A 24518-nucleotide genomic window follows, 5' to 3' on the forward strand; every position below is an offset into this window, starting at 1 on the left:
TAGGCGATTTCGCGGTGCGAAAAACATATTTCCCATCAAGGTACTAGGGTAAAATGAGCGGGTACTATACACGCAGCATAAAAGGAGTGCGCCATGGCCATGATCGACCAGCGCCCCCGCGAGACCCATCTCGCAACTACCCGTTATGTGAATAGCTCCCGCACTGCGACGAGTGCGATCAGGGCGGCCGCCGTAGCCGCTGGTATCGTCACGGCATCGGTGGCGGTTCCCATGGCGATACCGCCCATCGCTGCCCACGCGGCGCCGGCGAGCGCGGTTCAGTCGCTTGCGAGCCTGGATGGACAGATCCGCAAGCTCGGTAGTGCGCGCGATCTTGCGGCCCGTGCCGCCGAGGGCGCGCTGGATGAGGCCGCGGAGCGTCTACTTTTACAGCGGGAGCTCGTCAACCGCGCGGGCGAGCAGCAGCTCCGCGAGTTTTGCGAGAAGGATGCGGCCAATGCCGAGCTCGTCGACTGGCTGATGGGCGATCTTTCCGCGTTGCGTCATTACATCCTGGGCGGCAAGGTTCATACAAATAGTCAGAACGCCGCGGCGCTTCCGGCTGACTACATCCAGTCCCTCGGAATTTTGCGCGATTTGCGTAAGGCCTATGGTGGGGATCTGACTGGTGCCGACGCCGACGTCTTCCTGCGCATGATGATCGCCGCCTCGCTCGACGTTTCGGGTCGCGCGCGCCTGTGGACGGGCGACCCGGGTTTCGTATCTGATCCGCTCGTGCGCTACAACATGATCAAGGTCTTTCGCGCGGACGGCCGATATCGCTTCCAGAAGGAGCTCTTCGACGGACTGCCGGTCGAAACCATGCGCTATGTGTTCGAGAACCAGATCCCAGACGAGGAGCTCGCCTGGCTGGCCAACTACTCGCTGTATCGCTATCCCAACGCCGAGCATGAGGACAGTCGTCTGAATGCGTATTCATATGTGTGGTACAAGGGCGATTTCACCAACAATGGCGGGTATAGCTACGCTGATTTTTACGACGATGCGAAGTTCACCGGCCCTGTGACCGAGATCAAGTCCTCCACCGGAACGGATGGCGGCGCTCTTACGACGTGGCAAGGCGGTTGGCAGGAGAAGTATCGCCTCGCTTACGATGATCCGAACTTCCCCAATCAGAAGCCGACCGATCCCTATCACATCGGCTGTGGCGAAACTTCAAAGGTCCCCGGCGCCACGCAGGAAAAGACGAGGTACCACCGCCTGTGGATGGCGTTTGAGAAGGGCGGCGTGTGCGGTGCCCTTGCAAAGACGTTCGCCAATCTCAACGGCATGGTGGGTGTCCCCTCATTCGTGGTGGGACAGCCCGGCCATGCGGCGACGCTCACGTACGAGCTGCGTCGGGACGCGTCGGGCAAGATGGTGCCCACGTATCGCGTCCAAAATGACGTGTCGGGTTTTGGGCGGAGCCGGAACGCCGACGTCGCGCACTGGATGGGCGACTGGGGCCGTACCTCCACCTATGATTTCCGCGGCGGTTACGCCCTGTACGCCCAGGAGGCGCTGGCGGATGCGGAGGCGTATCGTCACAGCTACGAGGCGCGCCTGGTGGCTGCGAGCTTTGACGGCGACGCCGCCGCCCAGGAAGAGGCGATGAATGCGGCGCGGGCTGCGCAGGCCATCAACTACGATGCCATTTGCGGGCAGATCGACCTTATGGTGAAGCGCGGCGCTGCGGCCGAGGAATGGGCGGCATTCGCCTCCGGGCTCGCGGAGGACTTGAAGTTCCATCCGCTGCCGATGCACGACCTCATCAAGGAGATCAACCGTCGCACCGAAAACAAGTACCTGGTGGCACTGGACGCGATCCGCATGGATGCGCTGCAAGAAGCCACGCAGGTGACAAAGGATGAGACCGTCAACCGCGATGCATGCGTGAGCATCGCCCATGCTCTCATGGGTCGCTCCGATGGCGCGGTGGCGCTGTTCTCCTATGATGGCGAGCATGGCGGAAAGATCCGCCTGGGCGAGCACCTGCGCGGCGGCGGCGTTGCTTGGAAGTACAGCTTGGACGGAGGCTCCTCCTGGACGCAGCTGACTGCCGGCGAAACCGAGGTACAGCTCACGGGCGATCAGCTCGAGTCGATCACGGCCGAGAACGACATCAAGATCCAGCTCATCGGCGCGAATGTAGTCAACTCAATCGATATTTCCAGGCGCGAGCTCGGCCGCATCATGATCGAGGGCAACGATCGCGCCAACCGCATCTACTTCCAGGACGGCAAGGTCGTCGAGGGGCTGCAGATGCGTGTCGACGGTGGAACGTGGGAGCCTTTTGATATCGGGCGCACGTACAAGGGAAATCGCACGGTCGAGGTGCGCCGTCCCGCAACGGGAATGTCGGCAGCTTCCGAGGCTGTGACGTTCTCCTTCACCGCGGGCGAGCGCGATGCGAGTTTCGTGCCGTATGAGGAGATGGCCGTGAACTCGTATTCGTCTTCGCGTGACGGCACGGCGATGGCGAACCGCGTCATCGACGGATATTACGGCCCGGGCAACGAGTTTTGGATCACGAAGGCGGAGAGCGGTCCCGACGCATGGATCGTGATCGATTTGGGTCATGAGCGCGAGATCAGTTCGCTCACCTACTGGAGGCCGGGCAACGCGGGCACGAACGGCGTGCCGCGTTGGGACAGGATGACGGTGACGGTATCGGCAGCCCCCGATACTGGGTTGCCGGCGGGCACTCCGGTTGACGGTGACCAGTTCACGGTCGTCGAAAGCTACGGAAAGAACGGCACGAGTAGCGCGGCGATGCCGAACTGGAATAAGGGTCCTCGAAGCTGCGATTTTACGTTTGCAAGCGGTCCGGTGCGCGGTCGCTACTTCAAGATTCACCTGACGGACATCTACTTCAGCGCGACGCTCTTTGATTTTTACGAGGTCCATGAGCCGGGTCTGGAGGCCGAGCCGCTGCGCTTCAAGCCGATGGAAGTCGGTCAGCCTGTGGAGGCCCTGCCCATCGAGCTGGTCAACACGAGCAAGGCCGAGGTGACCATCGAGTCCGTCACCGTTGATTCCGATGCGTTTGTCGTGACAAAGGGGAATTCCGCGGTGGCTCCCGAGGGGACCGATTCGAGCTGGAAGATTTCTCCGGCTGCGGGCATCGCGGCCGGCACGCATGAGGCCGTGGCGACGGTGACGTACCGTGCGGCGGGTTCGAGCGCTGAGGCGCGCCAGCTCAACGTCCCGCTTGCGGTGACGGTCTCGCCGGCGAACGTGCAGGTGGCGATTTCGGTCGAGAAGATCGGCGGGGATTCGCTGCGCTTGAGCGCGACGGTTTCGGGCGTTGAGGGGCTGGAGCATCGGATTGAGTACGCGCTGTGCGATTCGCCCAATCCGCCCATGGAGGCTCCGGTGCTTCTGGGGGACGAGCCTTCGGTTCAGGGCAACCCGCTCAACACGTGGACAGCCGACCCGGTGTTCACGAGCCTGATGCCGGGCGAGAAATACTATGCCTTTGCGCGCGTGAAGGGTCTGCCCGGCCTCGACGCGGTGACATCGGATGAGGTCCAGGTCGATTTGGGCCCCGCCGAGCCTGGCCCCGAGCTTCCTGGTCCCGATGGCGGCGATGGCAATGATGGCAATCAGGGCGGCAATGGCAACGGTGGCGATAGCGGCAACGGTGGCGACAACGGCGGCGGTGGCCATGGCAATGGCAACGGCGGTGACAGCGGCGACGGCAACGGCAACAGCAACGGTGGCGATGGGTCCGACGGCAGCGGCAGTGCTCCCGACGGCTCCGAGAAGCCTCAGCGACCCGAAGGCGAGCAGTCTCAGCCGGATGCCGAGCTCGATACATCGGAGGAAACGCCCGGCGCGAGCGGTAAGCCTGCCAACGGTAAGCCCGCCAGCGGTTTGCCCTCGACGGGCGATGCTTCAATGCCGATGGCCCTGGGGGCTTTGGTGCTTGGTCTGAGCACGGCGTTTGCCGGCTTGATGCAAAGGCTTCGCCGGTCCTAGGTGATGATCGGGCTGTTGCGGTGACACCGCACGGGTGATAGGTGAGCGCGGTCGGCGAACGGGTCTTGACTCCGGACGCCGGCCGCGCAATGCTAAGAGTTCCGATCCATGTGCGTCCTTCCCAAGGAGGAGGGCTTTGCATGGACCTTTTTATTGAGCAGCGGAAATCTATTGGATCCCAAGCGGCTTGTACCGTTTTGGACGATTCGCCTCACTCTGTCGCTTATGAAGAGTATCAGGCTGAGCTGGCCTTCGATCGCAAGCGAGTTCGCAGGCGCCGGGTGTTGGCCGTGCTTCGGACCCTTGTACTCATCTTGGCCGTGCCCGTCCTTCTGGTGGCGGTGTTCATCGCCTCCTACGCGCTGACGTTCGTGTTGAGTGGGGCCAGCCCCGAGGAAGTCGTGGAAGCGCTCGCCGACTGCTTTAAGATGGTTTGGGAGAATGTCAGGTCGGTCGGCGCCTCGTGGGGCATTTGGCCGTTTGAGTGAGGGCAATGGCATGGGCATGGAACTGGTTGCGGCGTTGGCTTCCGTTGCGGCTGCGGTGTGCGCGGCCACGGCGATCGCGATGCAAGTGCGCGCACATCGTGAGCTCGAGCGCAGCCGTGCGCGCATGGATGAGGCGAGCGAGCAGATGGCGCGCGCAAATGAAGCGCTCGTCTCCGTCCAATCTGTGCTCTCCCAGGTGCTCACGACGACGCAGGCGACACTCAACCAGGCGGCCAGCACCTCGATCGTCGAGCAGCAACATTTCGACTCGCAGGTGCGTGCGATCGACCAGGTGAGTTCCAAGGCCGACGAGGCGCGTCGTGAAATCGCCCAGAATCTCGAGCAGAATCGCGGGGCGGTGGAGCAGCGCCTAGACAAGGTCCGCGAGACCGTCGACGTGCAGCTCAGCGCTATTCGTCGGGATAACGAGCTCAAGCTCGAGGCAATCAGGGCCACGGTGGATGAGAAGCTCGCCGCCACCCTCAACGACCGCCTCGGGGCTTCGTTCAAACAAGTGAGCAGCCAGCTCGAGGCGGTGTATCGCGGTCTTGGCGACATGCAGAACATCGCCTCGGGGGTGGGCGATCTCAAGCGCGTGCTCTCGAATGTGAAAACGCGCGGCATCTTGGGCGAAGTCCAGCTTGGTGCGATCTTGCGGGACATACTGACGGCGGACCAATACGCTGAGAACGTGGCCACGAAGCCAGGGAGCGCGGAGCGCGTGGAGTTTGCGGTCAAGCTGCCCGTCGAGGGCGGCGATCCCATTTGGCTGCCCATCGACTCCAAGTTCCCCGGGGACACCTACGGGCATTTGCGCGACGCCATCGAGGCGGGCGATGCGGAAGGGGTGGCGGCGGCGCGCCGAGCCCTCGAGCAGGTGATCAAAGCCGAGGCCAAAGATATCTCCTCCAAGTATCTGAGCGTTCCGGAGACCACGAACTTCGCAATCATGTTCTTGCCGTTCGAGGGGCTATATGCCGAGGTGGTGGACCGTCCCGGCCTTATCGAATGCCTGCAGCGCGACTATCAGGTGAACATCGCGGGCCCTTCGACCATGGCGGTCATCTTGAACAGTCTGCAGATGAGTTATCAGACCTTTGCCTTCCAGCGCAGAGCGGATGAGATTCAAAGGGTCTTGAGTGCCGTGAAAGCCGAGTTTCCCAAATACCAGGCGGAGTTGCGCCGCGCACTTCGGCAGATCGAAACGGCGGGCAAGACCGTCGACGGCATCATCAACACCCGCACGAATGTGATTGAGCGCAAGCTCAAGAGCGTCACCGCGATGGAGGATGGCGCCCTGGCGGCCGAGTTGCTCGAGATCTCGGATGTATCCAGCGATGTAGCGGACGACGAAGAGTAAGCAAGGAGCGTGCACGAACCATGCCACGTGAGACGAATGCGGCCAAGCGCGAGCGCGCGATCGAGACATGTCGTAGGCTCAACGAGCGCTATGGCCCGGTTGAGTGCTTCCTGGACCATGAAACGCCGTTCAGATTGGTCATCGCCGTCCTGCTCTCTGCGCAGACGACGGATGCCCAGGTCAATAAGGTGACGCCCGAGTTGTTTCGCCGTTGGCCCACGCCAGAGCAGATGGCCGGGGCGACATACGAGGAGCTTTCCGACGTCATCAAGTCGCTCGGCTTTTACAAGACCAAGGCCAAGCACTGCATCGCGTGCGCGCAGATGATCGTGGCCGATTACGGCGGTGTGGTTCCCAACGAGATGAAGGAGCTCGTCAAGCTTCCGGGTGTGGGGCGCAAGACGGCCAACATCGTTTTGAACGTCGGTTACGGAATCGTCGATGGCATTGCGGTGGATACCCATGTGAACCGCATCGCCCATCGTCTCAAGCTCTCGCCCAAGACCCATGAGAAGGAGCCGCTCAAAACCGAGCAGGACTTGCTCAAGATCTTGCCGCGTGAGTACTGGAATGACGTGAATCACCAGTGGATCATGCTGGGACGCGAGATCTGCGATGCCCGCAAGCCCCTGTGCGGCGAGTGCCCGCTGGCCGACATCTGCCCAAGCGCCAAACTGGGATAGCCCATTGAGATTTGTTGAGAGGCACCCTTCATGCTTATTCACCGCATAGCCGCGCAGCTCTACACCGCAGAAGCGCTTCAGGACATCGAGGCGGCCCTCGCCGCTGGTGAAGATGCCACGCTTGCGATTTCCCAATCCGGCCGCACCCTTGCGGTCGCGGCGCAGTTTGCCCGCGCCCCGCGTCCCACGGTGTATATCGTTTCGGGCGAGGAGGCGGCGGACCGGGCGGCCCGTTCGCTCGCGGCGTATGTGGGCGCGGAGCACGTGGCCCGTTTTCCCGAGCGCAAGGATTATCCCTGGAAAAGTAACGAGCCGGACGATGCGGTGGTCGCCGCTCGTTGTGCCGCCATGTCGCGTGTTGCCCAGGGCGAATCGTGCATCATGGTCGCCTCCGCGCGTTCGCTGCTGCGCTGCGTCCCGCCGCTCGAGAGCCGTTATTGGCAATCGACCGTCTTTTCGGTGGGGGAGGAGATTCCGTTCGAGCAGGTTCCTGCACGCCTGGTCGGTATGGGGTACACGCGCGCCGACGCAGCCGATGCTCCCGGCCTCTTCCGCGTGCAGGGCGATACCGTCGAAATCTGGGCCGCCCAATCCACGGCCCCGGTGCGTATCGAGTTCTTCGGCGATGAGATCGACCGCATCCGCCTCATGGTGGCGTCGACCGGCCAGACGATCGGCGATGAGGAGTCGGTCGAGATAAGTCCCGTTCGCGAGCTCGCCCTCACCGATGACGCGGTGAAACGCATCTCGGAGGCGCTTTATCTGCCCGCGCAGAATGACACGGAGCTTGCGGCGCTGCTCGAACTCGTGCAGGCGCGCGTGGTTACACCTGAACTCGAGCGGTTCTTGCCGCTGATGTACGGGGGCGCGGTGAGCCCGCTCGCGCACGTGCACCGCGATGCGCTCGTGATCCTTTCCGAGCCGCGGTCGTTGTTCGATGATTGCGCACGTGCGTACGAGGATCTTGAGCGTCGTGCCGCCGATGCGAAGGTCACGCGTTTGGACGGCCTCTACGTTCGTCCCCAGGAACTTGATTTCGGGCGGCAGCAGCGCCTGAATTACGTGAGCCTCATCCGCGTCGGCGGCCAGGTCACGGCCGAGCTCAAGATCGAGCAGCCGGCGTTGTCAGGCTCCGACAACCGATTCGTCAGTCGTATCCAGGAGGTGGTGAACAACCGCTATGCCTGCGTGTTCGCCATCCCCGATCGCGGGGCGCGCGAGTCGATGGAGCTCTCGTTCACCGATATCTCCGTCCCGTTCGAGGAGTCGCTGCAGGCAGCGCCGGAAAACGCGGGCCATGTGGGATCGGACGTGACCGTCTCCCTGCTCAAGCGAGATGTCGATGCGCTCAACGCACGCGGCCTCGAGGAGGGCTCCGTGGCCGTGCCCACCATCACGCGCGGTCGCGTGACTTTTGTCGACATCCCCATTCCGTCCGGCGTGGTGGTACCCTCGGCTCATTTGGCTGTGTTCAGTCTGGCCGACCTCAATTCGCGCATGGATGGCAAGCGCGGTCGCCCACGTCGCCGCGTGGACATCACCGAGGTGACGTTCCCGTTCAAGCCTGGCGACTACGTGGTTCACGCCACGCACGGTATCGCATTGTTCTCCGAGATCGTTCGCCAGGAGGTGGGCGGCAAGGAGCGCGATTATTTCATGCTGGAGTATGCGGGCGGCGACAAGCTGTACGTGCCGCTCGAGCAGGTCGACCGCATCACGCGCTACGTCGGTCCCGACGGCGACAACCCGCGTCTCACGCGTCTCAACACCGCCGACTGGAGCCGCGCCACTACCAAGGCCCGTAAAAGCGCTAAAAAACTCGCGTTCGACCTGGTCGATCTGTATACGCGCCGCAGCTCCATCACGGGCTTCGCCTTTGGGCCGGACAGCGCGAGCCAGATCGAGATGGAGGAGAGCTTTCCGTACGACGAGACGCGCGACCAGCTCGATGCCATTGCCGACATCAAGTCCGATATGGAGTCGACCAAGCCCATGGATCGCCTGCTTTGCGGCGACGTGGGTTTTGGAAAGACCGAAGTCGCCCTGCGTGCCGCGTTCAAGTGTGTCGACGGTGGGCGTCAGGTCATGGTCCTGTGCCCCACGACGATTCTCGCCCAGCAGCATTACGAGACGTTCTTCGAGCGCTTTGCGCCCTTTGGCGTGGAAGTCGAGGTGCTTTCTCGCTTCCGCACGCCCGCGCAGCAGCGCCGCGCGCTGGCCGCGTTTGCCGAGGGTAAAGTCGACGTGCTCATCGGCACGCATCGCCTGCTCTCGGCCGATGTGAACCCGCACGAGCTCGGCCTGGTCATCATCGACGAGGAACAGCGTTTCGGCGTCCAACACAAGGAGCAGCTCAAAAACATGCGCGAGCAGATCGACGTGCTCACGCTTTCTGCGACGCCCATCCCACGCACCATGCAGATGGCCATGAGCGGCGTGCGCGACATGAGCCTCATCACCACGCCGCCTACGGGGCGTCGCCCGGTCGCTGTGCATGTGGGTGAGTACGACCCGGATGTGGTGAGCGCGGCCATTCGTCTGGAGATTGGGCGTGGCGGCCAGGTCTACTACGTGTCCAACCGCGTGAAGACCATCGACGACGCCGTCGAGCGCGTGCTCGAGGCGGCGCCGGAGGCGCGTATCGGCGTGGCGCACGGTAAGATGAGCCCGCGCGAGGTCGAGGATGTGATGGTGCAGTTCGCCACCAAGAAGATCGATGTGCTCATCGCCACCACCATCGTGGAGAGCGGAATCGACAACTCGAGCGCGAACACCCTCATCATCGAGGACTCGCAGCGCTTGGGCTTGGCGCAGCTCTATCAGCTCAAGGGCCGTGTCGGTCGTTCGGCAACCCAGGCGTACGCGTACTTCATGTTCCCGGGCGAGCTTCCGCTCACCGAGGAGGCCACGGCACGTCTCACCGCTCTCTCCGAGTTCCAGGACCTGGGCAGCGGTATGCGCATCGCCATGCGAGACTTGGAGATTCGCGGTGCGGGTTCGCTCGTCGGCGCCGAGCAGCACGGCAATCTTTCGAGTGTGGGCTTCGACCTGTTCACGCAGATGCTTGGGGCTGCCGTGGCCGAGGCGCGCGGCGAGGGCGGTGCGGACGTGGAGCAGTCGGGCGTTGCCATCAACCTGCCAGCCGACTTTTTCCTGGCAGAGGAGTACGTTCCGGCGGTCGACCGCCGCGTGCTGGTGTATCGAAAGCTCGCTGCGGCCGATATGCTCGAGCAGGTGGACGCGCTGCAACTGGAGTGCGAGGAGACGTTCGGGGCGCTGCCCGAGGCCGCGCAGAACCTGCTCGACCGTACCCGCATCCGCATCCGCGCCGACAGGCTCGGGCTTGAGAGCGTCTCGCTCATCGCGGGCAAGCTCACGTACCAGGGTGTCGACGTTCCCAAGGACGTTGCATTCGAGCTGCGCACCAAGTTGGGGGCCATCGCATTTCCCAAGACGCGTAAGTTCACGGTCCCGTACAAGGTCGGGGCGGGCAATGGCAGCGGTATTGGTCGCGGCATCAACGCAGATGTCTCCAACGGCGGCATCGGGCCCGTTCAGGCGGCGCTGGATATCCTCATCCAGCTCGGCCCCTCGGGAGACGACGACTAGCGCCTCGTTCTGGGATGCGTCTCACTTGGGGACAGGCACCAATTGAGACGTGATCGAGGTGTGCGTGCAATGTCGAAAAATGCAGCGTTGAGGCGTGCCAATTTCGACATTGCACGCGTTTTGCCGGACGCTTCAATTGAGGCCGTCTCCAATTGGGGCGGAGATCTATCGGGGGATGCAACCGATTCGGAGCGATTTGACGTTGGGTTAGCGGCCGTCGTCCTGCTGCAGGCCGGACTGCTCCTGGCGGCGGGCCTGCTTGGACAGCAGACGGGCGGGCTTGTCCGGGTCGGGCACCGCGGTGGGCAGCGGCTCGTCCACATGGCCGCCCCACCAGCCGCCCACGAAGTCGAGCGTGTGAAACACATTGATCACGGCGCCGGGGTCGACGTCGCATACGAGCTTGATGATGTCCTGGCTCTCATAGGTCGATACGACGGTGTGAAGCAGGTACATCCTGTCGCGGCTGTATCCACCGACGACCTCGGCGCAGCTGATGCCGTGCTGGAAGTGGTTGACGTAGGCGGTCATGACCTCGTCCGCCAGGCGCGTCGTGATTTGCAGCGTCACGCGGTCGTAGCGATGGTAGAAGCTGTCGATCGTCTTGGTCGAGATGAACTGGAACACGATGGAGTACGCGGCGTTGTCCCAGCCGAATATCTGGCCGAAGATTACCAGGATGAGGCAATTGAAGGCGAAGATGGCTCCCCAGATGGTCTTGCCCGTGTGATTGGAGACCCACAGGGCGATAAAGTCGGTGCCGCCCGTTGAGGCGCCGGCCTTGAGGGCGATGGCGATGGACAGGCCCGAGACCACGCCGCCGAAGATGATGAGCATGATCTTGTCGCCCAAAAACGGGCCGAAGTTGAAGATGTTGAGGAACAGCGAGGACAGGGCGACTTGGGTCATCGAGAAGATGACGAAGCGCCTGCTGATGCCGCTCCAGCACATGGCGGCTACGGGGATGTTGAGCGCGAGCATGCCGAGCGAGGTGTCGATGTGCACGCCGCCGAGCGCGGTGATGCGGTCGACGAGGACGGCAACGCCGGTGAAGCCGCTCGGCAGCAGGTCGGCGGGCTGGACGAACGCCTGGATCAGGAATGTCTGGATGAGCGCCGAGACCGTGACGGCAACCGCGGTGATGATGCGGCGGACGATCGTGAGGCGCGCAAGCTCGAGCGCGCGATCGGTGAGTGCGTCGACGGCGTTTGCCACGGCAGCTCCTTCGAGGTGGGGATTGGATAAAAGTGTGGGCCGATTGTATCACGCTGCGAAGTCGCGGCGAGTGCGTCCGGGACTTCCATGAACGACATGCGAATGGACGGCGCGCTGCGGCCGGTTTGCGCTAATACAAATCAGTGATGGGGAAGACGAACGAGTCCGATATCTTCTCGTGCGACCGCTTCGCTGCCGAGCCGAGGATGATGGCGGAAAATGCGGGTGGGCGAATTCCGCTTCCCTCGTTGGAGGCGAGCTTGTTGTAGAGCCGTGCGATGCGCTTTGCCGACGAGGTAACTTGGTGTTCGCCGAGCTCCACGTTGATGGGAGCCCATGAGCCATCATCGAATAAGAGTATGAAGTCGATTTCGAGGCCGTCTGCGTCCGAGTAGTAGCAAACGCGACCGGGTGTTTTGGAGGCGGGGGAATCTACACGACACAGGAGTTCGTGCAAGACCATAGATTTGAGGCACGCTTGGAAAAGCGGCGCATTGCCTAGGAGGTCGTTTGCTGCGAGTTGTCGCATCGATGTGCTCACCGAGCAGTCGACGGGGAAATACCGAGGTTTGGTCCGAACGCGCGACTTTGAACGAATGGGGGCGTCCCAGCCTTGAACTCTCTCGATGAGGCAGAGCCGTTCGAGAATCCCGAGATAGGTAGATAGGGTGGTGCGTGATGGCGGCTTTACTCCCAGCTGCTCGATTCGCTTGGTGAGAGCCGGGTGGTTGGTATCTTCTCCTGCTCCATCCGCGATGGCCGTGAGGACGGCAGAGGCGGTCGGCACCTTTTTCTTGAAGACGGTGGAGACCTGTAGGATGGCTTCCTCGACACTGCACTCGGCGGTTTGACGAGCGATCTCATCCTCTTGGCCGATGCCGGCGGGCCATCCTCCGGAGCAGATCATGCGTGCGGTTCTTTCGAGTTCAAGCGTCGTCGATCCCGGCGAAAACCGCCCCGCGACGATGTCTTCCCAGGCAACATCGCGGCGTGAGAACCCGAGCTCGTCAATGGTGCAGGTCCTCATACGGACTTTGACGCCACGGGCGGCGTGGCGTCGTACATATATATCTTCGGTTTGTGGGATATGGGATGAGACCGATATATATGAGCCGGGGCGCCCACTCTCGCGATACATGAGCTCTTGGAGTTCCGGAAGGTTCGTCCAGTCGTCGATGAGGTGCGGGGCGACGCCGGTGAGCGCGATGTGCGGGTTTGCCTGGATGATGGGGAGGACCATTTTGGTATCTCCGAGGGTTGTGGCGCTTTGCGCATGGGCTAGGGCCGTCCATGTCTTGCCGCACCCCAGGACCCCCTCGATTTCAACAATTGTGAAGGATTTGAGGAGAACGTCTAAATCGTCATCGAATTTGCGATTGACATAGCCGGATTGTTTGAGAGGTTGGCTCACAGATGGCATACGACTCTCCAAAAATCATACTCGAAAATGATTAATAACATATTATTAATAAGAATCGAGGAAAATAATATCTATATTTCGAGTATAAAAAATAAACAGAAAAACGAATAATGAACAGACAACGAATCTGAAAAATTTAAATTATGTTCGCGTCATACTTACAAAGCAAGAATGTTTCTGACAAACGGCAGAAAATGACCGTTCAGATGCAGGCGTTGACACATTTGGGGGTCCTGAAGAGTATCGAAATCACCTTGCAGTGCACAGCGAGCCAACTAACCACCTTTGAACTACAACGTTTGAGACGGGAGGGGTCCCATGATCGGGATTGTCGTCATGACCCACGGCGCTTTGGCCGATGGAATCGTCAACGCATGTGAGCTCGTTACGGGTCCTGCCAAGCAGGTAGAGACGCTGTCTCTCAAGCGCGAGGACAACATCGATGATCTGAGCACTGCGTTCGAGGCGGCCGTTAAGAAGGTCGATACGGGTGACGGCGTGCTGGTCTTCACCGACTTGCTGGGCGGCAGCCCGTGCAACGTCGCGAGCATGCACCTGCGCACCAGCCATGGATTCCAGCTGCTGACTGGCGTGAATCTTCCCATGATTTTGGAGGCCCTGATCACCCGCGAACAGGGCATGCCGGTTGAGGAGCTTGCGCAGAATTGTCGCAACGCCGGTACCGACGGCGTGAAGCTCATCAACGAGCTGTTGGGCTAACAGCTCGTCCAGCCGCCCTGTCCACAGGCGGGCGGCACCTTGAAACACCGAAGGCACGTCTATCGAACAACAAGGAGGCACCACATGCCTAAGATTACGTTCGCTCGCGTTGACCACCGTCTCATTCACGGTCAGGTCATCACCAAGTGGTCCAAGATCGCAGCCGCCCAGAAGATCATTATCGTCGATGATGTCCTGGGTCAGGACAGCTTTATGGTCGACATCTACAAGATGGCCGCACCCAGCGGCATCGAGGTCGACATCATGAGCGCCGAAAAGGCCGGCCAGGCCTATACCGAGGACGCCATGGGCGGTATGAACATCTTCCTGCTCTTCAAGAGCATCCAGATGGCCCGCAAGGCGTTCGACGCGGGTCTCAAGCTCGAGACCCTGCAGCTCGGCGGCGTTCCGGCTGAGGCCGGTCGCAAGATCGTCTTCCAGGCGGTCGCGCTCAACGACCAGGACGTCGAGGACATCACGCACATGCACGATGCCGGCGTCGACATCACCCTTCAGGTCGTCCCTGAGGAAGCTGGCATGTCCTTTGAGGATGCCATCAAGAAGTACAACGCCTAACTGTTCATTCCTACTTTGTACACCGCATAAAGAAAGACGGAAGACATGGAACTCAACCTTTTCTTTGCGATCGTCAGCGGTCTGTGGTTCTGGTTCGCGGCGAGTCTCGCGGGCTATAACTGGATTCAGACGCTCAAATCGCCTCTGGTCATCGGCACCGTTCTCGGTCTGCTGACCGGCAATCTCGAGACCGGCCTTGTTGCGGGCGGCAGCATCGAGATGGTTTACCTGGGTATGGTCGCCGCCGGCGGCAATATCCCCTCGGACCGCTGCTTCGCCGCGCTCATCGCTATCCCGATCGCGATCCAGACTGGTGTGACCCCCGAGGTCGCTGTGTCCATCGCAGTCCCGCTCGGCGTGCTCGGCGTGTTCGTCAACAACCTTCGTCGTACCATCAACGCCGTGTTCGTCCACTGGGCCGACAAGTACGCCGATCAGGGCAACGTGAAGGCGGTTTGGCGTTGCGCCACCACCTACCCGCTGATCATGGGCTTTATCATCCGTTTCCCGCTGATGTTCGCGATCAACTACTTCGGTGCCGACTTCGTTATGAAGATGCTCGAGGTTACGCCTGAGTGGCTGCTCAACGGCTTCAACGTCATGGGCGGCATGCTGCCTGCTCTCGGCTTCGCAACCACGATCTTCATGATCGGCAAGATGAAGTATCTGCCGCTATTCATCATTGGTTACTTCCTCGTTCAGTATCTGCAGATTCCGACCATGGCTGCAGCCATCTTCGGCATCTGTATCGCTCTCCTCATCACTTTCATGGGCAAGGACGGCAAAGCCCTCGACGGCTTCTCCTTCGCCAAGGCTGAAACGAAGGATGAGGATGAGAAGCGTCTGCTCGACAAGAAAGACGTTAACGGTGTGTTCATGCGCTGGATCTGGACGGCTGAGCTTTCCAACTCTTTCGAGCGCATGCAGGCCCTGGCCGTTGCTTCCAGCTTCGCCCCCGTTCTGCGCAAACTCTACACCTCCGACGAGGAGTTCCAGGAGGCCCTGAAGCGCCATCTGACTTTCTTCAACACCCAGGCGAACTGGGGCTGCCTGATTCATGGTACCGTCCTGGCCATGGAGGAGCAGCGTGCCATGGGTTCTGAGATCCCGGGTGAGATGATCACTGGTATCAAGACCGGCCTCATGGGACCGATCGCCGGCATCGGCGACACCTTGGACTTCGGTACCATCCAGACCATCCTGTTCGCTCTGGGCGCCTCCTTTGCGACCGCGGGCAATGCCGTTGGCATCGTGTTCCCGATCCTGTTTATGATCATCACGTTCCTCGAGGCTCGCTTCCTGTTCGGTCTCGGCTACAGCCTGGGTAAGGAGTCCATTCAGAAGATCCTGTCCAGTGGCGCGATCAACGTCATCATCGACTGCGCTTCCATCGTCGGCATGTTCATGATGGGCGCCCTGTCTGCCTCCATCGTCAAGGTTTCCACTCCTCTGGCTTGGACCTTTGGTGACAAGTCCATCGTCTTGCAGGACACCCTGAACGCCATTGCACCCGGCATCCTGCCGCTGACCGCCGTGTTCTTCGTCTTCTGGGGCATCAAGTACAAGAAGTGGACCATTACCAAGTGCCTGATCATCTTGGTGATCGCCTCCATCCTTGGCGCCTTCTTCGGCATCCTGGCCTAGCGACGGCGCACGCCACAGACAACTCTCCTCACTATGGGCTAGGCGACCCCCCCATTTGCTGAATTGCCCATCCCTTTCATGGCGGGCGCGCAGGCTGCGCGCTTGGGCGAAGCCTTGGCGCGATGCGCCCGCCACCCCCCTGAACTGACATTTCGAATATCGTTTGAAAGGAAGTACTCATGTCCGATCAGCAGACCTTCACTCGCGAGGAGTTCCTCGAGAACGTCCGCGGCGCCAACGGCACCCGCGCCCAGTGGTTCCACCTCATGCTCGAGGAGGCCGAGAAGCACGGCATCGACCCCGATGAGTTCTGCAAGGCTACCATCTACGCTTTTGGCGTTGAGCGCGGCCGCAAGTACGGCGTGTGCGAGGGCAACCCCGGCAAGATGGCCCGCATGCTCTTCGAGTCCAACGGCCAGGATGTCTTTGAGATGGAGCTCGTCGAAGAGACCGACGAGCGCGGTCTTCTGAGGTTCCACCACTGCCCGCTGGCCGCCACCTGGCGTTCCATGGGCCTGCCCGAGGAGCGCGTCGCGGAGCTCTGCCGTCTGGCCTGCTACAGCGATTTCGCTCGCGCCGACGCTGCCAACGTGGATCTCGAGTTCGGCGCCCAGATCGGCCGCGGTGACGACACCTGCGACCTGATCTTCACCCCCAAGGGGGAGTAGCCATGACGTGCACCCCTTGCCAGACCACGCACGGCGACGAGCGTGACGAGCGTATCCTCGACCTGCTTTGTCGTCTCGTGAGCATCAACACCGAGCATGCCGAAGCCGCCGAGGGCGCGCCGTTTGGCGAGGGGTGCGCCCGCGCCCTTGCCCTCGTGCTCGATGAGTGCGCTGCTCGCGGTTTTTCGGTCGAGCGCGTAAACGACATGATCGGCTGGGCGCAGGTCGGTACGGCCGGCCCCCTGGTTGGGTTTCCCGTCCACCTGGACGTCGTTCTCGCCGGGGACGGCTGGAGCCGCGATCCCTTTACGGCAACGATTGTCGATGGGGTCCTGTACGGTCGCGGCGTGATGGACAACAAGATCTCCGCCGCGATCCTGATTGAGCTGCTTGATGAGCTTAAGGCCCGCGAGGCTGAGCTGCCCTGCAGGTTCCGCATCATCTTTGGCACGGACGAGGAGTCCGGCATGGGGGATATGCGCAGCTACCTGGCGGCCGGTGGCGAGCAGCCCGAGATGGGGTTCGTGCCCGATGCGGCGTTCCCCGTCATTAACGGCGAGAAGGCTCAGGCGCATATCGTGCTCACGCACGCGGTGGGATTGCCCGAGGGCGTTGAGATCTCCGGTGGCACGATGTCCAACGTTGTGCCCTTCGATGCGAGCGCCCGAGTTTCACTCGAGTTCGTCGACGCCGACGCCGAGGCGCGTGCCGGCATGCTCCCCGTCGAGGCCTCTGCGTCCGATGGTGTGCTGGCGATCTCCGCATCCGGCCGCTCCGCTCATGCGAGCACTCCGCAGAAGGGAGAGAACGCGATTGCGAAGCTCGTGAACGCAGTGGTGTCCCTGCTGCCCGAAGAGGCCGCGGCGGGCTGTGAGGCCCTGTGCGACGTGGCGCGCTGCCTGTGTGCGGACACCGACGGGACCGCCCTTGGCATCGATTGCGATGACGATGTATTCGGTGGGACCACGGTCAATCTGGGCACCCTGTCTGCCGATGTCGACGGCGTGACGGTTGACCTGGATATTCGCTACGGCCGCGGCATCGATGAGGGTCAAATCGTGGATTCGATCTCGTCCGCGCTCGGCGACGCGTGGACCTGTGAGGTCGTGGGCGGAAAGCCCGTCCATCTGGTGGACGAGGGCGACGCTTGCGTTCGTGCCCTGCTGGGGGCGTATGAGCGCGTGACGGGACTTCCCGGCTCATGTTCGGTCATGGGGGGCGGTACGTATGCAAGCCTGCTGCCCGCGCTCGTTGCCTTTGGCCCCAAGTTCCCCGACACGCATTGCGGCGCCCACGGCGTCGACGAGCATGTGTCGCTGGAGAACATCGTCCGCGCCACGGACGTGTATCGAGAGGCGCTGCAGGCCATTATCGCGCTTGCGGCAAAAGAGGAGGAATAACGCACATGGTCGATTTCATCGGACTCCTGAAGAAGGAAGTCGTCCCGGCTGAAGGCTGCACCGAGCCCATCGCCGTGGCGTATGCCGTTGCCATCGCGGCCGAGCAACTGGGTGGCGAAGCTTCCCATATCGATCTCAAGCTGAGCGCGAACATCATCAAGAACGCCCTCGGCGTGGGCATTCCCGGCACCGGCATGGTCGGCATCGACATCGCCGCCGCTCTGGGAGCCGTGGTCAAGCAGTCCGAGAAGAAGCTCGAGGTGCTCTCCGGCTTCACGCCCGAGCAACTCGAAACCGCTCGAGGCCTGGTCGACGCCGGAGCGATTCACGTCGAGCAGAAGGCCACGTCCGAGGTCCTCTACATCGAGGCCGTCGTCGCCGACGGCACCGATTCTGCGCGTGTCATCATCTGTCGCGACCACACCAACGTCGTGCGCGTCGAGCGCAATCACGAGGTTCTGCTCGATCAGAAGATACCCGTGGGTGAGGGCGACGCTGACGAGGGCACCGGCCTCACGCTCGAGAACATTTTCGAATTCGCTACTACCGCGCCCTTCGAGGATATCGCGTTCATCCTGGACTGCGTCCCGATGAACACCCGTGTGAGTGAGGAGGGCCTCAAGGGCGGTTACGGCCTCGAAGTTGGCCGCCGCGTGGGTGCGGGCTCCAGCTGCCGCGGTGCATTGCTCAACAACGCGACCCTGCGCATCATGTCCGCCACTTCCGCTGCGAGCGATGCTCGCATGGGCGGCTGTCCGCTGTCGATCATGACGTGCGCGGGCAGCGGCAACCAGGGCATTGCGAGCTCCATGCCTATCATCGAGCTCGGCAAGCTTCTGGGCGCTAGCGAGGAGGAGATTGCCCGCGCGATTGTCATCTCCGACCTCACCGTTATTCACATCAAGGAGTACATGGGCCGTCTGTCGCCGCTGTGCGGTGCTGGTATCGCAGGTGGCACGGGCGCATGCTGTGGCATGACCTATCTGCAGGGCGGTGGCCTGCAGCAGATCAAGTTTGCGGTCAACAACATGCTGGCTACGCTTTCGGGCATGATTTGCGACGGCGCCAAGGCCACCTGCGCGCTCAAAATCTGTGCCGGTACCTCCGCCGCTATCCAGAGCTCCACGCTCGCCCTTGCCGATATCTCGCCCACCAGTAAGGACGGCATTATCTTTGACGACGCGGAGGAGACCATCAAGAACATCGGTCGTCTCATGCGCGAGGGCTTTGCCCAGACCGATGAGGCCATCCTCTCCATCATGCTCGCCAAGCAGCTCAAGGCCTAGCCGCGATATCTTCCGTTCCGCGGTTGCCCTCATGGAGGAGGGTCGAAGACCCCGGTTCCTCTGTGCTACTCAGCTTTGACTCAGAAAGGTTCTGTCATGTTATTTTCTCCCATCCGCATTGACGACGACGGTACGTTTTACGTTTCCGGTCAGCTGCCCAGCGATATGACCGTGGGCCTGAAGGAGCAGACCGCGTCTTCGCTCGCGAACATGGACGCCATCCTCTCCGAGGCCGGCATCACTCGCGACCAGATTCGCAAGATGAGCGTCTTCACCACCCAGATCGAAAACATCACCGAGGTCAACGAGGCGTATGCCGTGTACTTCGAGGGTGTCGAGCAGCTGCCGGTCCGTAGCGCCTTCGGTGTGACGGGCCTGGTCGGCGGTGCCCTAGTCGAGGTCGACTGCATGGGCAAGACCATCCGTTAGCCCCCTGTCAGGGCGGCCCGGCGCTTTGAGGGGCGCCGGGCTGTTTTTGTATGGGCTCGTATTATCGCCCCAACCTCGTGAGGCCGTGCCGCCGGATTCGCCTTGGGGCATGTCGCCTTTGAAACCACAAGCGACCTGATGGGAGAAACATGATCAAAGCAGTGCTATTCGATAAAGACGGCGTGCTGATGGACAGCGAGGCCGAGTATGAGCGTCGTCGCCAGATCTTCTTCAGCGAGCGGGGAATCGACGCGTCCGGGTTCCCGGATTTTTACGGCTCGAACAACGATGTGATTTGGCGCACGGTGGAGCCGAATGACGCAGAGCGCCGCGCGCGACTCGCGGTCGAATTTGTCGAGCGATTCAAAGATGAGCCCATGATTTACGCGGACTACGTCTATCCCGCAGTACGATCCACCCTCGAGGCGCTTCGGGCTCGGGGCATCCTCACCGCGCTGGCCTCCTCGTCGCCGCGCAAGTTCATCGACCGCTTCCTGGATGAGACGGGCCTCACGGAGCTGTTCGACTACACCGTGAGCGGTGAGGAGTGCGAGAACCATAAGCCCGCGCCCGATGTGTACTTGCGTGCCATGGAGGCGCTCGGGGTTCATCCTGACGAGGTGCTCGTGGTGGAGGACTCTCCTCTGGGCATTGCCGCCGGTCGGGCTGCGGGGGCGTTCGTCCTTGCCCCGTTTGTGCCGAGCGCCCCGGGCGTCGACCAATCCGAGGCCGATGCTCGCATCGTCGATATCAGCGGAGTTCTCAATTATCTGGACCGCTAGAGTTCGATCTGCACGAACGGCTATCATCGTGTGCGGTATCGAAAGCGAAAGGTGCGGCGCGTGATAGACGGGACAAAGCAGACACTCAAGCAGTACTTTGGCTACGACTTCTTCCGTCCGGGTCAGGAGCGGATGGTTTCTGCCATCCTCTCCGGTGAGGACGCGTTGGGCGTTATGCCCACGGGCGCGGGCAAATCCATTTGCTATCAGGTCCCGGCCCTCATGCTGCAGGGGCTCACCCTGGTCATCTCGCCCCTCGTCTCGCTCATGGGCGACCAGGTCCGCGCACTCAAGGAAGTCGGCGCCCGACCGAGTTATCTCAACTCCTCGCTCACGCCCGCCCAGCAGAATACGGTGCTCAAGCGCGCCTCGGAGGGTTGGTATCAGATCATGTACGTGGCGCCCGAGCGTCTGTCCGATCCTCGATTCGTCGAATTCGCCCAGTGCCTGGCCCAGCCCGGTGGATTGGGCCTGCCCCTGATCGCGGTCGATGAGGCGCACTGCGTATCCCAATGGGGCCAGGATTTCCGGCCCTCCTATCTCGCGATCGCCGACTTCATCGACGCGCTGCCCCAGCGCCCCGTGGTGGCGGCTTTTACGGCCACGGCGACGAACCGCGTACGCGACGACATCTCCGAGATGCTCGGGCTCCATTCGCCGCAGTCGGTGGTGACTGGCTTCGACCGTGCGAACCTCTCCTTCAACGTGGAGGAGATGGGAGACAAGGCCAAGGCGACCTGGATCCGCGATTACGCGCTCGCCCACAAGGACGAGAGCGGCATCGTGTACTGCGCGACGCGCAAGGCGGTGGACGAACTCTCCGACGAGCTCGGCCGTGTCCTGGGGCCGCACGGCATCCGGGTCGCGCGGTACCACGCGGGTATGGGGCAACAGGATCGCGCTTCCGAGCAGGCGGCCTTTATCGCCGACGCCGCGCCGCTCATGGTCGCTACGAACGCCTTTGGCATGGGCATCGACAAGCCGAACGTGCGCTACGTGATCCACCACAACGTGCCGGAGAGCATCGAGGCGTATTACCAGGAGGCGGGCCGCGCGGGGCGCGACGGTGATCCGGCGGCGTGCTATCTGCTTTGGAACGGGCATGATTTCAGCCTGCGTCGCTTTTTCATCGAGAAGGATGTGCCGGACGACACGTTGAGTCCGGAGGAGCGCGAGTTTGCGCGTCAGAACCGTTATCGCCTGCTCGCCCAGATGGAGGGCTATTGCCAAACGACCGGTTGCCTGCGCGCCTACATCCTGCGGTATTTCGGCGACGAGGGGGCTCTTGGCATCGAGACCGGCGGGGCCTCGTCATCTGATGGGTGCGGAAACTGCTCCAACTGTTTGACGCACTACGAGGTCGAGGATGTGACGGACGTCGCGCTCTCCGCCCTGCGGATGGTCGCCGCGACGGGTGGGCGCTTTGGCAAGGCGCTCGTTGCCGATGTGCTGCATGGTGCGAATACCGAGAAGATCCGGCAGTTCAACTTGTTTGACGCTCCCGGGTACGGCGCTGTGGGCGAGGTCCCTCTCAAGCGCATCAAGGAGGTCGTGGACCAGTTGGTGGGCTGCGGGTACCTGGTGCAGTCGCAGGGGCGCTTCCCGGTGGTGGGCCTCGGCCCTCGCGCCGATGAGGCCCTGGCGCCGCAGCATGCGGGCGAGTTTGCCTTCACCGTGAAGAAACGCGCCTCGAAGACCAAGTCGGCCAGCCGTGCGCGGCGCGCCGTCGATTTGGTGCGTGAGGAGGCGGCGCTGGATGCCCGCTCGCGCGTGGGCGATGATGCCGAGCTGTTCGAGGAGCTGCGCGATCTGCGCCGGGAGCTCGCCGACGAGCATCAGGTTCCCGCGTACATCATCTGCTCGGATGCCACGTTGCGCGGCATGTGTCGCAAGAGACCGGCCACGCGAGAGGAGCTGCTCGACGTTCCCGGCATCGGCGAGAAGAAGGCCGACGCATATGGGGCGGCCTTTCTTACCGCGATTGCCGATTACGAGGCGAGCGTGCGGTAGAGCGCGCCGCTCGAATGTGACATTATTGGTGTCAAACGAAGTGAGCCGAAGCGCAAGAAGGGGCGGTCAATGGAGGGTCGAACGGACAGGCATGGCGGGTCGTATCACATGAACCTGCACGGCATGGCGTGCGCCCTGGTGGGCGGAGCGCTGTGGGGCTTTTCCGGTACGGCCGTGAGCTATCTGTTCCGCTCGAGCGGCATCGACCCCATGTGGGTGATGAGCGTGCGTATGATCCTCGCGGGCATCCTGTTCCTGCTGTTTTCCGTTGCGCGCGGCGATCGCCGTCCCTTTGAGCTGCTGCGCGACAAGTCCGCCGTGCGCGATTTGCTGCTTTTCGCGGGCGCGGGGCTGTTTCTCAACCAGTTCTCCTACCTCATGGCCATTCAGGCGACGAACTCCGCCACGGCAACGGTCCTCCAGAGCCTGCAGCTTCTGCCCGTTGCGGCGGTTGCGTGCGTGATCGGCCGACGAGCGCCCAAGCGTCGCGAGGTCATCGGCATGATCCTCGCGCTTGCCGGCACCTTCCTCATCACCACCGGCGGGGACCCCTCGCAGATGGCGCTGCCGCCCGCGGGTCTCGCGTTCGGCCTGCTCGCCGCTTTGGGCGGCGCTGGCCTTGCGGTGTTTCCCGGCAAGATCCTCTCCACCTACGGTGTTTCGGCGGTGAATGGCTGGGCCATGCTGCTGGTCGGTCTCATCGCCGCTCCGTTCGTGCCCGATTGGGGGCAGGCCGTCGCCTCGTTCGACATCTCGTGCTGGGTGGTCTTCGGCGCGCTTGTGGCCTTGGGCACTTGGTGCTCGTACCTTTTCTATATGCAGGGTGTGCACGAGATCGGATCGCTCAAGACTGCGATGCTCTCCACGGTCGAACCCATTTCCGCCACGGTGTTGAGCGCACTGTGGATCGGCGTCGTGTTCTCACCGACCGACCTGTTGGGCTTCGCGATGATCATCATCATGATGCCGCTCGTCGCGTGAGGCGCGTCTCGCGGCTACTTGGCGTTCCAGGCTGCCTCGTCCCACCAATCAAGCTGGGCGATGTTGTCGCGGATGTGCTGACAGCTCTTGTGGAAGCCTTCGAGCTCGCGCTCGGAAAGATCGAGTGTGTAGACCTCCTCGACGCCTTCGGCTCCGATCACGCACGGCAGCGAGGTGAAGATGCCCTCCTCGCCATATTGACCGGTCATAAGGGTGGAGGCCGAAAGAACGGCGTGCTCATTGTGCAGAACGGCGGCGCAGACACGCGCGGCGGAGTTGGCGACGGCGTACTCGGTGCACTGCTTGCCGGCGTATGTCACATAGCCGCCCTTGCGTGCGAGTTCCTCGATCTGCATGTGATCGAACGCGTACTTCTCGGGGTTCTCGGCCTCGAGCTCGCTGAGCTTTTTGCCGGCGATGGTCGCCGCCTTGAACGCGCCGATCTGGCTGAAGCCGTGCTCGCCGATCATGTACGCGTCGATGGACTTGGGCGAGATGCCGATCTGCTTAGAGATCTCGGTGCGCAGGCGCGCTGAATCCAAACCGCAGCCCGAGCCGATGATTTTCTTGGGATCATAGCCGGTCAGGTGCCAGAGTTCGGTGCACACGACGTCGCAGGGGTTGGAGATGCTCACGAAGATGCCGTCGAACCCGGCGTCGACGACGCGATTGGCGAAGGTACGCGCGGCGTCGGTGGTGTAGAACAGCTCGCCGTCGCGGTTGGTCGCGGCGAGTGCGACCTTGCCTGCGGCGTTGACAACGATGTCGCAGCAGGAGAGTTCTTCGTAGCGGTCGCCGCAGTTCACGATCTTGGTGTTGTACGGCACGAAGCTGAGTGAGTCGCGCAGGTCCTGGACCTCGGAGGTCACCTTCGTCTCATTGATGTCGCACAGGTAGAGCTCGTCGGCGATACCCTGCATCAGCAGGCTGTTGGCGACATGCGCGCCCACGTGGCCCTGGCCGATCACGCCGATCTTTCGAGTCTGGTACATATCCGAGTCCTTTCGGCCGAAGTTCGCGTAAGGGAAATTGTAATTCGCGCATAGCGCTGCGCCGAGATAAAGTGACACGACTCCGTTCTGACACATTGTGGTGGCGGCATGGGGGCGGGCGTTCCGGGCGTGATGGGCTCTGCAGGTGCAGCGGGTGCGGCGGGGTTGCGGGCGCGGCGCGGGCGCGCACGTACGGCGTCCGTGGCGCGCGGCTCGCTCCGGCACCGGTTCGCATCGAGCCAATCTCCCAGCGCGCACGTTTGTGTCGTACCAT

The 24518-nt window shown here is 62.1% G+C and carries 18 protein-coding genes; 15 read left to right on the plus strand and 3 right to left on the minus strand.

The window, feature by feature from the left end; all coding sequences use genetic code 11:
- Window positions 1-93: 93 nt before the first annotated feature.
- From AOBCEHNH_RS05910 to mfd, 5 genes are all read left to right on the plus strand, one after another.
- The gene (locus AOBCEHNH_RS05910) at window positions 94-3981 is read left to right on the plus strand and encodes a discoidin domain-containing protein (protein WP_152063546.1); all 3888 of its coding nucleotides are present in this window, start codon (window positions 94-96) and stop codon (window positions 3979-3981) included.
- Between the two features lie 140 nt (window positions 3982-4121).
- On the plus strand, window positions 4122-4469 hold the full coding sequence (locus tag AOBCEHNH_RS05915; protein ID WP_152063547.1) for a hypothetical protein: 348 nt from the start codon (window positions 4122-4124) through the stop codon (window positions 4467-4469).
- 10 nt (window positions 4470-4479) lie between these two features.
- Window positions 4480-5829: a DNA recombination protein RmuC gene (locus AOBCEHNH_RS05920; protein ID WP_152063548.1), complete on the plus strand. Its 1350-nt coding sequence runs from the start codon at window positions 4480-4482 to the stop codon at window positions 5827-5829.
- Between the two features lie 20 nt (window positions 5830-5849).
- A complete protein-coding gene (nth, locus tag AOBCEHNH_RS05925; RefSeq protein ID WP_006723310.1) occupies window positions 5850-6512 on the plus strand; it encodes an endonuclease III in 663 nt (220 codons plus the stop codon).
- A 30-nt stretch (window positions 6513-6542) separates the two neighbouring features.
- The gene (gene mfd, locus AOBCEHNH_RS05930) at window positions 6543-10121 is read left to right on the plus strand and encodes a transcription-repair coupling factor (RefSeq protein ID WP_152063549.1); all 3579 of its coding nucleotides are present in this window, start codon (window positions 6543-6545) and stop codon (window positions 10119-10121) included.
- Window positions 10122-10328: 207 nt separating this feature from the next.
- Here the strand turns inward: mfd and AOBCEHNH_RS05935 are convergent, their stop codons facing one another.
- Both AOBCEHNH_RS05935 and AOBCEHNH_RS05940 read right to left on the minus strand, forming a co-directional pair.
- Window positions 10329-11336: a YitT family protein gene (locus tag AOBCEHNH_RS05935; RefSeq protein ID WP_006723308.1), complete on the minus strand. Its 1008-nt coding sequence runs from the start codon at window positions 11334-11336 to the stop codon at window positions 10329-10331.
- A 130-nt stretch (window positions 11337-11466) separates the two neighbouring features.
- Window positions 11467-12576: a DUF8612 domain-containing protein gene (locus tag AOBCEHNH_RS05940; RefSeq protein WP_193221202.1), complete on the minus strand. Its 1110-nt coding sequence runs from the start codon at window positions 12574-12576 to the stop codon at window positions 11467-11469.
- A gap of 498 nt (window positions 12577-13074) precedes the next feature.
- Here AOBCEHNH_RS05940 and AOBCEHNH_RS05945 point away from each other — a divergent pair, with 498 nt between their 5' ends.
- The 10 genes from AOBCEHNH_RS05945 to AOBCEHNH_RS05995 all read left to right on the plus strand — a co-directional run bounded on the left by AOBCEHNH_RS05945 (window position 13075) and on the right by AOBCEHNH_RS05995 (window position 23252).
- Window positions 13075-13476, plus strand: a complete 402-nt coding sequence (locus tag AOBCEHNH_RS05945) for a PTS sugar transporter subunit IIA (protein WP_118272036.1) — start codon at window positions 13075-13077, stop codon at window positions 13474-13476.
- Between the two features lie 84 nt (window positions 13477-13560).
- Entirely contained in the window at window positions 13561-14052 is a 492-nt protein-coding gene (locus AOBCEHNH_RS05950; RefSeq protein ID WP_118272035.1) for a PTS sugar transporter subunit IIB, read from the plus strand.
- 45 nt (window positions 14053-14097) lie between these two features.
- The gene (locus tag AOBCEHNH_RS08055; protein WP_226803323.1) at window positions 14098-15696 is read left to right on the plus strand and encodes a PTS system mannose/fructose/sorbose family transporter subunit IID; all 1599 of its coding nucleotides are present in this window, start codon (window positions 14098-14100) and stop codon (window positions 15694-15696) included.
- A gap of 179 nt (window positions 15697-15875) precedes the next feature.
- Window positions 15876-16364: an L-2-amino-thiazoline-4-carboxylic acid hydrolase gene (locus AOBCEHNH_RS05965; RefSeq protein WP_118272034.1), complete on the plus strand. Its 489-nt coding sequence runs from the start codon at window positions 15876-15878 to the stop codon at window positions 16362-16364.
- A 2-nt stretch (window positions 16365-16366) separates the two neighbouring features.
- Window positions 16367-17764 carry a Sapep family Mn(2+)-dependent dipeptidase gene (locus tag AOBCEHNH_RS05970; protein ID WP_152063551.1) on the plus strand — a complete coding sequence of 466 codons (1398 nt, stop codon included), beginning with the start codon at window positions 16367-16369 and terminating at the stop codon, window positions 17762-17764.
- A 5-nt stretch (window positions 17765-17769) separates the two neighbouring features.
- On the plus strand, window positions 17770-19050 hold the full coding sequence (locus AOBCEHNH_RS05975; RefSeq protein WP_152063552.1) for an L-cysteine desulfidase family protein: 1281 nt from the start codon (window positions 17770-17772) through the stop codon (window positions 19048-19050).
- 96 nt (window positions 19051-19146) lie between these two features.
- Window positions 19147-19479 (plus strand): RidA family protein, encoded by a 333-nt coding sequence (locus AOBCEHNH_RS05980; RefSeq protein ID WP_152063553.1) that lies wholly within the window; start codon window positions 19147-19149, stop codon window positions 19477-19479.
- 149 nt (window positions 19480-19628) lie between these two features.
- Window positions 19629-20261, plus strand: coding sequence for an HAD family hydrolase (locus AOBCEHNH_RS05985; protein WP_152063554.1), 633 nt, complete (start codon window positions 19629-19631; stop codon window positions 20259-20261).
- Window positions 20262-20321: 60 nt separating this feature from the next.
- Window positions 20322-22271 carry a RecQ family ATP-dependent DNA helicase gene (locus AOBCEHNH_RS05990; RefSeq protein WP_152063555.1) on the plus strand — a complete coding sequence of 650 codons (1950 nt, stop codon included), beginning with the start codon at window positions 20322-20324 and terminating at the stop codon, window positions 22269-22271.
- 69 nt (window positions 22272-22340) lie between these two features.
- Entirely contained in the window at window positions 22341-23252 is a 912-nt protein-coding gene (locus tag AOBCEHNH_RS05995; protein WP_152063556.1) for a DMT family transporter, read from the plus strand.
- Between the two features lie 14 nt (window positions 23253-23266).
- Here AOBCEHNH_RS05995 and AOBCEHNH_RS06000 read toward each other — a convergent pair whose 3' ends face one another.
- Window positions 23267-24340, minus strand: a complete 1074-nt coding sequence (locus AOBCEHNH_RS06000; protein ID WP_152063557.1) for an L-lactate dehydrogenase — start codon at window positions 24338-24340, stop codon at window positions 23267-23269.
- Window positions 24341-24518 lie beyond the last annotated feature (178 nt).

Origin of the sequence: Collinsella intestinalis (assembly GCF_902501455.1) — a bacterium.
Lineage (GTDB): Bacteria > Actinomycetota > Coriobacteriia > Coriobacteriales > Coriobacteriaceae > Collinsella > Collinsella intestinalis.

Excerpts from the sequence above, each read along its gene's own strand:
- AOBCEHNH_RS05910 (WP_152063546.1), top strand. The coding sequence starts at position 94 with ATGGCCATGATCGACCAGCGCCCCCGCGAGACCCATCTCGCAACTACC.
- AOBCEHNH_RS05915 (WP_152063547.1), top strand. The coding sequence starts at position 4,122 with ATGGACCTTTTTATTGAGCAGCGGAAATCTATTGGATCCCAAGCGGCT.
- AOBCEHNH_RS05920 (WP_152063548.1), top strand. The coding sequence starts at position 4,480 with ATGGGCATGGAACTGGTTGCGGCGTTGGCTTCCGTTGCGGCTGCGGTG.
- nth (WP_006723310.1), top strand. The coding sequence starts at position 5,850 with ATGCCACGTGAGACGAATGCGGCCAAGCGCGAGCGCGCGATCGAGACA.
- mfd (WP_152063549.1), top strand. The coding sequence starts at position 6,543 with ATGCTTATTCACCGCATAGCCGCGCAGCTCTACACCGCAGAAGCGCTT.
- AOBCEHNH_RS05940 (WP_193221202.1), bottom strand. The coding sequence starts at position 12,576 with ATGGTCCTCCCCATCATCCAGGCAAACCCGCACATCGCGCTCACCGGC.
- AOBCEHNH_RS05945 (WP_118272036.1), top strand. The coding sequence starts at position 13,075 with ATGATCGGGATTGTCGTCATGACCCACGGCGCTTTGGCCGATGGAATC.
- AOBCEHNH_RS05950 (WP_118272035.1), top strand. The coding sequence starts at position 13,561 with ATGCCTAAGATTACGTTCGCTCGCGTTGACCACCGTCTCATTCACGGT.
- AOBCEHNH_RS08055 (WP_226803323.1), top strand. The coding sequence starts at position 14,098 with ATGGAACTCAACCTTTTCTTTGCGATCGTCAGCGGTCTGTGGTTCTGG.
- AOBCEHNH_RS05965 (WP_118272034.1), top strand. The coding sequence starts at position 15,876 with ATGTCCGATCAGCAGACCTTCACTCGCGAGGAGTTCCTCGAGAACGTC.
- AOBCEHNH_RS05970 (WP_152063551.1), top strand. The coding sequence starts at position 16,367 with ATGACGTGCACCCCTTGCCAGACCACGCACGGCGACGAGCGTGACGAG.
- AOBCEHNH_RS05975 (WP_152063552.1), top strand. The coding sequence starts at position 17,770 with ATGGTCGATTTCATCGGACTCCTGAAGAAGGAAGTCGTCCCGGCTGAA.
- AOBCEHNH_RS05980 (WP_152063553.1), top strand. The coding sequence starts at position 19,147 with ATGTTATTTTCTCCCATCCGCATTGACGACGACGGTACGTTTTACGTT.
- AOBCEHNH_RS05985 (WP_152063554.1), top strand. The coding sequence starts at position 19,629 with ATGATCAAAGCAGTGCTATTCGATAAAGACGGCGTGCTGATGGACAGC.
- AOBCEHNH_RS05995 (WP_152063556.1), top strand. The coding sequence starts at position 22,341 with ATGGAGGGTCGAACGGACAGGCATGGCGGGTCGTATCACATGAACCTG.
- AOBCEHNH_RS06000 (WP_152063557.1), bottom strand. The coding sequence starts at position 24,340 with ATGTGTCAGAACGGAGTCGTGTCACTTTATCTCGGCGCAGCGCTATGC.